This window comes from Acinetobacter sp. GG23, assembly GCF_057766365.1.
Genome location: NZ_JBYMDJ010000009.1, coordinates 1 through 11,832, shown reverse-complemented (window position 1 = coordinate 11,832; position 11,832 = coordinate 1). Strand labels below are relative to the sequence as shown.

The following is an 11,832-nucleotide window of genomic DNA, read 5'->3' as shown; positions in this document are numbered from 1 at the left end:
GCTTTTTCATCCAATTATTCTTCAGCAGATTGAGCTTTATCATGCCAATAATCGGCTTTTTCCTCATCCACATCGATACCCAAGCCGTGCTCATAAATACAGGCTAAATCACGCATGGCTTGAACTTCACCCAGTTCCGCAGCTTGCTTGACCAATTCAACCGACTTGGTCACATCTTTTTCCACTACATCGCCGCGGCGATAAAAATTCGATAACTCTAAAAGAGCAGCAGGATGTTTATGTTTCGCTGCTTGTTCTAACCAGCGGTAAGCATGTTCAAAATAGGTTTTTGCTTCCTCTGGATCTTCTGCCCGCATGTCTTTTGCATAAAATGCATAACCTTCACCCAGCCAGTACATGGCTTCGACATGACCCAGTTGAGCGGCTTTAAGTGCCCATTCTTCAGCAAGTGCAACATGTTCATCATTTTCACTTTGCATATAAATTTCAGCAAGCTCAAATTGTGCATCACGATTGCCTGCCATCGCACGGTTAAAAAGTTCGGTAGAAATAGGGAGATCAGACATTCAAACATCCAAAGCACATAATTGCTATAGCCTAAATGTTTGCTACAAAAAAGCCAATCTGAAGATTGGTTTTTTACACTGTTCAATTTTAGATTAAATAGGTGAGCGTGCTGATAACCCAAATCATTGCGGTTGCAATTGTGATCTTCTTAATCCTGGATTCAAAGTAACTTAAACACAATCCGACAAATAAAACAGAGAAGGTGAGTACACCCACCCAATAGCTGATCATGCTACTTAAACTACCTTGGAAAATACAAATCACTAAAACAAGGAGCAGCAAACTCCGGCCGGAAATGCTGATAAGGCGATTTTAGATACTTTAAGTTTACAATTAAAGATTTAATTTGGTGCTAGATATGCACCTAGTTAGGACACAGCCTAATTGAAATACAATGAGGGGGGATTAAAACTGACCTTTGATTTAATATCATTATAAAAAACAGCGACCGAAGTCGCTGTTTTTAGCTCAAAAGAGCTTAAGCCTCTTGTTGAATACCGGCAACCAACCATTCCTGGTTAGAACCTGCAGGTTTGGTGAAATGCCAAACTTCTGCAAAAGGTTGCGGTAAGCTGTTTAAATCTTCGCTTACAGTACCCGTAAAACGAACGCTGACCACATACTGACCATTTTCAGTTGAAGAATCGGTAACCATGGCATTCAGGTTAGAGAATTCAGCCACATCCTGATCTTGGTTCGCCATAATGTCGTTATACATAGACTGATAAAGATCAGGTGTCAAATAACGTTGAATTTCAGCAATGTTGCTTGCTGTATTCATTGACTGAATATGGTTGAAGCGCTGACGAGCAACACGCAAGAATGCGGCAGGTTCAGTACCATCTGGCAATTGATTGCCATTGCTGGTTGAAGCATTACCAAATGGAGCTTGAGTTGCTGCCCCTGCAGAACCACCTACTGACTGGCCAAAAATATTGCTGTTGTCATTTGAAGTACGTGGTGCTGCATTTTGTTGACCAAACGGTGCTGTATTTCCAGCATTGTTTGGTGCATAAGGATTGTTAGCGGCTAGTTTTTTTTTTGCTCCGAATTTACGGAACAAGAAGAATGCGACTGCAGCTGCTAGAAGAATCCAGATCCAGCTTGGAAGTCCGCCTTTTTCTTCCTGCTGTTGTGCTGTAGCCTCAGCACCGCTTGCAGCAGGTTTATCATCCGCCATTGCATTTGCTGCAACTGCACCAATCGCAGCACCAGCAACACCAGCAGCAACCATTTTACCTACGCCAGAACCTGATTTTTGAGCAGGTGCGGTAGTCGGTTGTGGGGCAGGAGTAGCTTGACGCGGTTGTTGGTAAGATTGGCTTGGAGCAGCAGAACGACTCATGCCGTGGCTTTTACCACCACCTGCACGTTTCGCTTCAGCCATTGGTGCAACCACCAAAGCGGCCATTAAAAGACTTGCCATCAAACCACGCTGTCGAACTTCCATCGAATTTTTCCTAAATAAAAAAATAAATTATAGCCCTATAGTTATGCAGTCATTTGCATCGAATTTCAATATCAAAATGGTGTTTTTTTTACATAATCTTTCATATGTTGAAGCTTAAGCCAATTCTTCACTTAAGCTCATGGCTTCACTTAATGCTTCATGTAAGCGTGCTACAGAAATGATCTGCACATTTGGAATCGGTTTTTGTGGCGCATTGCCTCTTGGCAAAATAATGTATTTAAAACCATGCTTAACGGCTTCTTTTAAACGTTCCTGGCCATTCGGCACAGGGCGAATTTCACCCGATAGTCCAACTTCACCAAACACCGCTAGCTGCTGAGGTAATGCTTTACCACGCAAGCTTGAAGCACAAGCCAGTAAAACAGCCAAGTCAGAACCAGTTTCGGTAATTTTTAAACCACCGACCACATTGACGTAGACATCTTGTCCGGCAGTTTGGACGCCACCGTGACGGTGCATCACCGCAAGCAACATATTCAGCCGGTTTTGATCTAAACCTAAGGCTACACGACGCGGTTGGCCATGTGCATCATCCACCAAAGCTTGCACTTCAACCAGGAGTGGGCGAGTGCCTTCGCGGCTAATCATCACAATCGAACCGGGAATGGCTTCATCATAACGACTTAAGAAAATAGCGGACGGATTGGAAACTTCACGCAAGCCTTTCTCGGTCATGCCGAACACGCCCAACTCATTGACTGCACCAAAACGGTTTTTCACCGCACGAATCATGCGATAACGTGAGTCAGACTGACCTTCAAAATACAATACGCAATCGACCATGTGCTCTAAAACACGTGGACCCGCTAAAGCACCTTCTTTGGTCACATGCCCCACAAGAAATAATGAGGTGCCACTATTTTTAGCAAAACGGGTCAGTAATGCGGCAGATTCACGAATTTGAGATACACCACCCGGTGCAGATTGCAGGGTTTCAGTGTAAAGCGTTTGAATCGAATCGAGGATGGCAACGGCAGGACGTACTTGCGCCAAGACTTCACAAATGCGTTCCACACAGGTTTCCGCCATGACTTGAAGATGGTCTGTCGGTAACTCTAAACGGTGGGCACGCAATGCCACTTGCGAAAGTGATTCCTCACCGGTGACATAAAGCGCAGAACTTTTTGCAGATGCCATATGAGTGGCAGTTTGTAAAAGAATCGTGGATTTACCAATTCCCGGGTCACCGCCAATCAGCACCACAGAACCGGTCACCAGGCCACCGCCTAGAACACGGTCAAATTCACTAATGCCAGTTGCTAAGCGTGATTCATGTGAAACGGAAACTTTATTTAAAGTAGTAATAGTTGCCGCTTGACCTGCATATCCACCTATTTTCGGTTGTGCGCGATGGCTCACGGTTGGCTCAACACGGACTTCAGTCAGACTATTCCATTCACCGCAATCTGTACATTGACCCGCCCATTTAGGGTGGTCAGCTCCACATTGTTCGCAACGGTACACAGTTTTGACTTTGCTCATTGAAGTATTATCTATATAAATAAGAAGATTGAGGAGAAATGTAGCAATAGCTGTATAGAAATACAATTTTTTGCATAAAATTTGGCCATTCTTAATCTTGGCACGTAAACTGCTAAATCTAAGGGAAATGAACTGAGGAACATAAAAGGGATTGAATTTGAATGAAAAAGCGACAGAAACACACTTAGGCTTGAAAAATATTAAATAATCGCTCAAAAACTTTATTTATTTTTTTTAATTTGAGCTACTTTTATCACACGAAATTTGAGAGACGAAAATAACAATGTCAAATGAAAACCATAGTTCATCTGCTGCAGATGGTGAGCTTCAACGAAGTCTGTCGAATCGGCATTTGCAACTTATTGCGATTGGCGGGGCGATTGGTACAGGCTTATTCATGGGCTCGGGTAAAACCATCAGCTTGGCCGGTCCTTCAATTCTGATCATTTATATGATTATTGGTTTTATGGTTTTTTTGGTCATGCGTGCGCTTGGCGAACTGTTACTGTCTAACCTGCAATATAAGTCTTTTATTGATTTTGCCACAGATTTAATTGGTCCATGGGCGGGTTATTTTGTTGGATGGACCTATTGGCTGTGCTGGATCACCATCGGTATTGCTGACTTATCTGCAATTATTTATTACCTTCAATTCTTTAACGGAGGGCTGCCGTTTACGCCTGGAGAAGGGGTAATGATCAGTGTGGCAGCCATCATCTTTATTATGGGCTTGAATCTGGTTACCGTTAAATTATTCGGTGAATTAGAGTTCTGGTTTGCCTTGATCAAGATTATTGCCATTGTGGTACTGATTGCTGTCGGTTTATGGATGATCTTTACCGGATTCACTTCAACTGCAGGTGAAGTAGCGTCATTTACCCATCTCTGGTCACATGACGGGATTTTCCCCACTGGAGTATCCGGGTTCCTGGCAGGCTTCCAGATTGCGATATTTGCCTTTGTTGGGGTAGAACTGGTCGGTACAACTGCAGCTGAAACCAAAGATCCAGAGCGTAACTTACCTAAAGCGGTTAACTCAATTCCGATTCGTATCATCATTTTCTATGTATTGGCATTGGTGATTGTAATGTCGGTGACGCCATGGAATAAAATTGATCCAACCATCAGTCCGTTTGTAAACCTGTTTAGCCAAGCAGGCATTGCTGCAGCAGCGATTATCATGAATCTGGTGGTGTTGTCTTCAGTCATGTCATCCATGAACAGTGGGGTATTCTCGACCAGCCGGATGCTATTCGGTCTGTCACGTGAAGAACAAGGTCCAAAGGCATTCGGGCATTTAAACAAACGTGCGGTTCCAGCGAATGCCTTGTATTTCTCTGCGGTGTGTTTACTTCTGGGTGCTGCACTTCAGTATTTTGTACCAAACACCGTTGAAGCCTTTACTCTGGCAACCACGCTTTCCACCATTTTGTTCATCTGTGTATGGTTGATGATTATCTGGAGTTATATTGTCTACTATAAAACCCGTCCAGAACTGCATGCCAAGTCAACCTTTAAATTACCGGGTGGATTATTTACCTGTTGGCTGGTAATCATCTTCTTTATTGGCATGATTTACGTCTTGTCCTTAGAAGCAGATACCATGAAAGCGCTGATGGTAAGTCCAATCTGGTTCATTATTTTGATTATTGGTTACTTTGGTTTCTACAAACCGAAACATAAATAAGCCCTTTGTTTGTGAAAACGCCAGTTTGAAACTGGCGTTTTTTTTTAACTAGCGATAATCTCTAGCGTTTAGCCCTTTGGTCACGGCGGTGATCGAGTTATACTTCTTCGAAAATATAGGATAGGTGGTCAGATGCGTCTTGTCATTTGCTACATCAGTTTATTGGCAACAGCTTTTGCCTTGGTCGGTTGTGGTCAATCCGGAGCTTTACAGTTACCGAATGATCAGAATTACGACAAGCGTTCGAAATATTTGTTATATCCCAATGTCGATTCAAAACAGCAATCTTCGGCTAAGGAGGAAGCAGCTCCGGTACAAGAGCTCCCTACTTCATCTGCTGAAACGAATTAATTTTCAATATCTAAACGCGTCATCGAAAGGATAGATTCATGAGTTTTACCCGCATTAATGGGGTTCTGCACGCAGAGCAATGTTCGTTGCAACAACTTGCGCAGCAATTTGGCACGCCACTTTATGTTTATTCAAAAGCCACTTTTGAAAAGCATTATCTCGATATGGATCGTGCATTTAGCTTTATCGATCATCAAATTTGTTTCGCGGTAAAGTCGAACTCTAATATTGCGGTATTGAATGTACTGGCAAAGCTGGGTGCAGGTTTTGATATTGTCACTGGCGGTGAACTTGCACGCGTGCTTAAAGCGGGCGGTGAGGCAGCTAAAATTGTGTTCTCTGGCTTGGGTAAATCAGAAGCGGACATTAAAAAAGCCTTGGAAGTCGGAATTGCCTGCTTTAACGTTGAATCCTATGCCGAACTGGATCGCATTCAAAAAGTGGCAGCTAAACTGGGTAAAAAAGCCCCGATTTCTCTACGGGTCAATCCAGATGTCGATGCCAAAACCCATCCTTATATTTCGACGGGCTTAAAAGAAAATAAATTTGGTATTCCCTCGGACAGCGTATTTGAAACCTATCAATATGCAGCATCTTTACCAAATCTGGACGTGGTCGGTATCGACTGTCACATTGGTTCACAACTAACAGAAACGCAACCCTTCGTAGATGCGCTTGATCGCGTGATCATGATGATCGCAAAATTGAAAGAACTCGGTATTAATCTAAAACACATCGACATCGGCGGTGGTTTGGGGGTGACTTATAAAGATGAAACTCCGCCAACCGTTGTCGAATATGCCAATGCGTTGAAACCGGCTTTAGAAAAACTCGGTTTAAAAGTGTATATGGAGCCGGGGCGCAGCATTTCCGCCAATGCGGGTGTCTTGCTGACTAAAGTTGATTTGTTGAAACCGACCAATCACCGTAACTTCGCCATTATTGATGCGGCAATGAATGACCTGATTCGTCCTGCTTTGTATGAAGCGTGGATGGATATTCAGGAAGTGACTCCGCGTTCTGACGTTGAAGCCAAAGAGTGGGATGTGGTCGGTGCAATTTGTGAAACCGGTGACTTTTTGGGTAAAGAGCGCAAGCTTGCCCTTCAAGAAAATGATGTGCTTGCGGTATTGGGTGCAGGTGCATACGGTTTTGTAATGAGCTCGAACTACAATAGTCGAGGTCGTGCTGCTGAAGTAATGGTTGATAGTGATCAGGCCCACTTAATTCGTGAGCGTGAAAGCATTGAATCATTATGGGATAAAGAGCGTTTATTGCCTTAAGGAGTAATGCAGGATGTTTTTAGAATTTACTAAAATGCATGGTCTGGGCAATGACTTCATGGTGGTTGATCTGATCAGCCAGCGCGCTTACCTAGATACCATGACTATTCAGCGCTTGGCCGATCGTCATTTTGGGATTGGTTTTGATCAGCTGCTTATTGTTGAACCACCCGATTTACCCAATGTTGATTTCAAATATCGTATCTTTAATGCGGATGGTTCTGAAGTCGAGCAATGTGGTAATGGAGTTCGCTGTTTTGCACGTTTTGTGCATGAACGTCAGTTGACCACGAAAACCAAAATTAAAGTACAAACCAAAGCCGGTATAGTTGAGCCTGAGCTGGGTCAGAATGGCTGGGTTCGAGTGAATATGGGCTATCCAAAATTCTTGCCGAACCAGATTCCATTCCTTGCTGATGAGCCTGAAAATTTGTACAGCTTAGAGTTGGCCAATGATGAGAGTATTATCATTGATGTGGTGAACATGGGTAATCCGCATGCAGTAACCATTGTTCCAGATGTGCTTAGGGCTGATGTTGCTGGCATGGGGCCTCAAATTGAAGCACATGAGCGTTTTCCACAACGCGTCAATGCCGGTTTTATGCAAATTGTTGATCAAAATCATGCGCGTTTACGTGTGTTTGAACGTGGTGTAGGCGAAACGTTGGCATGTGGCACAGGTGCTTGTGCAGCTGCTATTTCAGGCATGCGCCGTGGCTTGCTTGCTAATACGGTAGAAATTGAACTTGCCGGCGGCAAGTTGCAAATTGAATGGAAAGAGGGCGATGTGGTCTGGATGACCGGTCCAACTGCAAATGTCTATGAAGGCCGTATTGATTTAAGTTTTTACCAACAATAAAGCCGATGGTTTGACTGAAAAAGCACTGTCAGCATGATGGTGCTTTTTTATTTATGGAATGATTGATTATGCAAAAAGCTATGAAACCGCTAGAATCAAAATGAAAAAGCGTATCCTGGGATCTGCTTGAGCATTGAATATAAGACTCGTTAAACATGAATAATATAATCGCCGTTGATAGCACCGATTAAATACAGTGAGAAAAAACGTGATTGATCCTGAGATGCAGATACGTGCTCCTGCTGAATTATTGCTGATGTGGCTAAAAGAAAGACAAATTCAAAATCAGTCCAAACATACTTTGCAGGCCTATGAGCGTGATGTTTCGGATTTTTTAAATTTTTGTGAAATCAAAAAACTCAATCTGGCAGATGTTGAATCGACCGATCTGCGTGAATATCTGGCACAAAAAGTTGAGCAGCAGCAACTGAGTTCCAGCAGTTTGCAACGTCTTTTGTCTTCCATTCGTCAATTCATGAAATGGGCGGAACAAGGGCAATATCTGGCTTTTAATCCTGCCGATGATTTTCAGTTGAAACGTTTGCCTAGACCGCTACCCGGTATGGTAGATATTGAAACCATCAATCAAATTTTAGATCAATCCAAACCTGAAAAACCAGTCGAACAACAAATGTGGTTACGCGATAAAGCGATTTTGGAATTGCTTTATTCTAGTGGTTTGCGACTGGCGGAAGTACAAGGTTTGCGTATTAAAGATATCGATTTTAATCGGCAGCTTTTACGCATCACCGGTAAAGGCAATAAAACCCGGGTGGTACCTTTTGGTTCTAAAGCCAAAGACGCGGTAATGTTGTGGTTGCAAATTTATCCTTTGTGGAATGGTGACTTTGTCCCTGACGCCAATGTGTTTATTACTCAAAAGGGCAATCCGCTTGGCGCAAGACAAATTGAAAATCGGGTTAAATTACAAGCGCAACGTGCCGGAGTAAATGTCGATTTGCATCCACATTTATTGCGTCATTGTTTTGCCAGTCATATGTTGTCAAATAGTCGAGATTTGCGCGCGGTTCAAGAAATGTTAGGGCATAGCAATTTAACCACAACGCAAATCTATACGCATGTTGATTTTGACCATTTGGCGCAAGTCTATGATCAGGCACATCCACGTGCGCAACTCAAGAAAATGTAATAGATATTTAAAGATAGCTAAATTTTGTCTCAACGTGATTTTAAATTTTTTTAAGTCTTAGCATATAAATTAATGAAACTTAAATACATCTATAGCTAGTATTGCGGAATATTATGGACATTTTAAACTATTGTAGAATAATAAAAAGCCAATTTATCAGGTATAAAAATCAAGTATACATATGAACTAGATGGCATGACTAATGCAAAGTTATGACTAATGCCAAGTCATGAAATTATTTATTGTTTGAGTGGGTATTACACCAAGTTTGAAAGTTAAAAATGATAGGGAAAAAAAATGATTTCAAATATTCAAGAAAAGTATGATCGACTGAGTAACGAGCAAAAAGAGATTTTTGCAGGCTATGGTCTGCGTCAGGTGAAGCATTTTGTGGAAATAAGTTTGCCTACTATTGAGCCATCTTTACCTGAAAACACCCATGTCCAAGGCATCAATGCAGAAGGTAAGGTGCAGGCGTTCAATGCAGAAACGCAACAAGGCTATATCTGGATTTCAGACTTGCAGTGGCAAGAGCGGCCGGTGGCTACAGTGGGTGTGGATTTAAAACAGGACTTTTTAGAGGTGTGGGAAATATTTAATCTTCAGGAATACGATTTAATTGATTTGAGCCATATTCACCGTGATTTTTTACAACATTATCATATTTAATTTGATGTTTTAGCCTGCCTGAATAAAATAGTATTTATTTGATAAAGCACAGGTCTTTGCAAGAGGTTACTGTTCTCTAAAGCAGGGTAAGTGAAGTAGTTTTTAAGTTGCATACTTAAACCTTGCATAACAGCGTGGGCTTTGATGTTTTGTACTGCAGTGAATACACAACCACTAGGTTGAGCTTGAGTGAATCAAAAGCAAATTTTAAACAAGCGGTCGTAGCTTCGGTCGTAAAACTATTACTCCCCCCAATATTTCTGCTCAAGTCGCAAAGTACTTTCGATGCAGGGCGAAAAGGTAAATTGACTGGGCTGAGCAGGTAATGCTGTGAAGTCAATAAAATCCCCTACCTTTTTAATTCGACCGCACAGAACTTCCCACCTCGAGTTTCGATAATCCTTTAAAATTTATGCACTAGCGCATTACTTTCTTCCCGATTTAAACAATGGGAAAATAATGCATCATTTCAGTGCTAGAGTTCAGTACATAAAACGACTTGAGATCAGAATCTTGCCATATTTTTAAAATTAAATGCGATGTCTCAAGCTGTACCCCTCCTCATCCTGTCTTAAAGATCATCCAGGGGAAGCTGGAAACTCTGTTTAATAATCTGACTGGGTAAATCCGTTTTAACACTGGTAATGCCATTTTTTTTAGTTAGATGTGTCGACTGGAATTTACGGTAACTTTCCAGATCAGGCACTACGACTTTTAGCATGGCATCACTTTCCCCCAAAATAATGTAGCACTCCATCACCTGGGGCAACTCTTTCATCGCCTCAATAAAAGTGTCAATGGTTTCGGCGTCCTGACCGACCAGCCAGATGCGCGAAAATAAGATCAGCTGAAAGCCAATTTTTTGTTGATCGACAATGGTGGTGTAATTCTGAATCACACCTGCATCTTCCAGTAATTTTACCCGGCGCAAACAGGATGAAGGTGACAGCCCAATTTCACGCGCCAAATCATTATTCTGAATACGGCCATTGGCTTGCAGGTGTCGAATGATATTTTTATCAATTCGATCAAGCTTTACCCGCACAGACTTGGTGGATATTTTCATAAATTAGAATAATATTTGAAAAATGATTAGAATTATAGAATAATTTGAAATCCTATTTTGCAGTATTTATTCGATACTAATTTTCACTTTCAAGACATGGAAAGGGAAAAGGAAATGTCTGTATTTGCACTGTTCGCCTTAACGGTTATCCCGCTTATTTTTACACCTGGACCAGATATGCTATTTATCCTGTCACAAGTGATGGGAAAAGATGCAAAAGCAGGCATGATGGCAACTGTAGGAATATGTCTGGGGTATTTGGTGCATTCTGTTTTGGTAGCGCTCGGTATTGCGGCCATCATTGTTTCCTTCCCGCTGTTATTTGAAACCATTCGCTGGTTCGGGATTGCTTATCTATTATTTTTGGCCTTTGGTTTACTCAAGTCGGTTTTAAGCAATAAAAAATTGGCGATTGAAAACACAAGCACATCGAACCCGATTCAAAAAGGTTTTTTTACCGCTTTACTGAATCCAAAGGGTATGTTGATTTATTTTGCGATTTTACCGCAGTTTATTCATAAAAGCGGTGATACGGTAACTCAAGGTTTGATTCTATCGTTTATTTTTATCGGATTAATCTTTGTGGTGTACTGTAGTTTAAGCTTAATTTTTGCCAAAATTACCCAAAAGACCCAGATTGATGAACGTAAACAAAAATGGATTGATGGCGGTTCGGGTAGTTTGCTCATGCTTGCTGCAACCTGGTTAATCATTCAATAACACGCTGATGAACAGCATGCCACCGTGGCATGCTTTTTAAGTAGCAGCAAATTTGTAGATTAAAAGTAATTTATTACAAGTTTATTCTAAAAAATGATCGTTTTTGCTACAGATATAGCAGAAAAAAGCTTCCTATCTGTCTTAAATGACAGTTTAAAACCTAGTCAGCTAGGCATCAAGGCCAAGCTCCTGTAGCTATAAAATAATTGAAAACAAGAATTAAATCAGAACTTTTGATGATATTAATCAAATAAAAACATAATAAGAATCAATAGTTAAAAAATAAATAAATATTGAGAGAATTCATCTTAATAAAAATACTTCAAAAAAATATGAACGCTTAGTTCAAGTAATTTTACGCATTTTTACAGCTCTTTCGATAATTGTGACTTGACCGAAATGCCATACGCATTGCAAGATAGGGCACCTAAAAATTTTAAGTGAAGAGTTATTATAACTTTTCTCAATATTTACTTTTGCTGAAACAGCCGAGGATTACATGAAGGCTCTTGTTGCTGTAAAACGTGTGGTTGATGCCAACGTTAAAGTTCGCGTTAAACCGGACA

Annotated in this window: 11 protein-coding genes; 7 read left to right on the top strand and 4 right to left on the bottom strand. The window is 41.4% G+C overall.

Translation table 11 applies throughout. The annotated features are described in order from the left end of the window. Nucleotides 1-14: 14 nt before the first annotated feature. From AC3CAU_RS13735 to radA, 3 genes are all read right to left on the bottom strand, one after another. Entirely contained in the window at nt 15-527 is a 513-nt protein-coding gene (locus AC3CAU_RS13735) for a tetratricopeptide repeat protein (protein WP_447053422.1), read from the bottom strand. 479 nt (nt 528-1,006) lie between these two features. Next, on the bottom strand, nt 1,007-1,978 hold the full coding sequence (locus AC3CAU_RS13730) for a Tim44 domain-containing protein (RefSeq protein ID WP_447053421.1): 972 nt from the start codon (nt 1,976-1,978) through the stop codon (nt 1,007-1,009). Between the two features lie 114 nt (nt 1,979-2,092). Beyond that, nucleotides 2,093-3,481 (bottom strand): DNA repair protein RadA, encoded by a 1,389-nt coding sequence (gene radA / locus AC3CAU_RS13725; RefSeq protein WP_131214969.1) that lies wholly within the window; start codon nt 3,479-3,481, stop codon nt 2,093-2,095. Nucleotides 3,482-3,764: 283 nt separating this feature from the next. Between radA and AC3CAU_RS13720 the strand changes: the two genes are divergently transcribed. From AC3CAU_RS13720 to AC3CAU_RS13695, 6 genes are all read left to right on the top strand, one after another. Continuing rightward, complete coding sequence (locus tag AC3CAU_RS13720; RefSeq protein WP_131214966.1) at nt 3,765-5,168, top strand: amino acid permease; 1,404 nt, start codon at nt 3,765-3,767, stop codon at nt 5,166-5,168. A 132-nt stretch (nt 5,169-5,300) separates the two neighbouring features. Next, entirely contained in the window at nt 5,301-5,519 is a 219-nt protein-coding gene (lptM, locus tag AC3CAU_RS13715; protein ID WP_424620094.1) for an LPS translocon maturation chaperone LptM, read from the top strand. 38 nt (nt 5,520-5,557) lie between these two features. Then, nucleotides 5,558-6,802 carry a diaminopimelate decarboxylase gene (gene lysA / locus AC3CAU_RS13710; protein WP_447053420.1) on the top strand — a complete coding sequence of 415 codons (1,245 nt, stop codon included), beginning with the start codon at nt 5,558-5,560 and terminating at the stop codon, nt 6,800-6,802. Nucleotides 6,803-6,815: 13 nt separating this feature from the next. Continuing rightward, complete coding sequence (gene dapF, locus AC3CAU_RS13705) at nt 6,816-7,661, top strand: diaminopimelate epimerase (RefSeq protein WP_131214960.1); 846 nt, start codon at nt 6,816-6,818, stop codon at nt 7,659-7,661. A 256-nt stretch (nt 7,662-7,917) separates the two neighbouring features. After that, nucleotides 7,918-8,811 (top strand): site-specific tyrosine recombinase/integron integrase, encoded by an 894-nt coding sequence (gene xerA, locus AC3CAU_RS13700; protein ID WP_447054329.1) that lies wholly within the window; start codon nt 7,918-7,920, stop codon nt 8,809-8,811. 297 nt (nt 8,812-9,108) lie between these two features. Next, the gene (locus AC3CAU_RS13695) at nt 9,109-9,480 is read left to right on the top strand and encodes a hypothetical protein (protein WP_447053419.1); all 372 of its coding nucleotides are present in this window, start codon (nt 9,109-9,111) and stop codon (nt 9,478-9,480) included. A 571-nt stretch (nt 9,481-10,051) separates the two neighbouring features. Here the strand turns inward: AC3CAU_RS13695 and AC3CAU_RS13690 are convergent. After that, the gene (locus tag AC3CAU_RS13690) at nt 10,052-10,546 is read right to left on the bottom strand and encodes an Lrp/AsnC family transcriptional regulator (protein ID WP_424620086.1); all 495 of its coding nucleotides are present in this window, start codon (nt 10,544-10,546) and stop codon (nt 10,052-10,054) included. Nucleotides 10,547-10,660: 114 nt separating this feature from the next. Between AC3CAU_RS13690 and AC3CAU_RS13685 the strand changes: the two genes are divergently transcribed. Beyond that, nucleotides 10,661-11,266, top strand: coding sequence for a LysE family translocator (locus AC3CAU_RS13685; RefSeq protein ID WP_447053418.1), 606 nt, complete (start codon nt 10,661-10,663; stop codon nt 11,264-11,266). Nucleotides 11,267-11,832 lie beyond the last annotated feature (566 nt).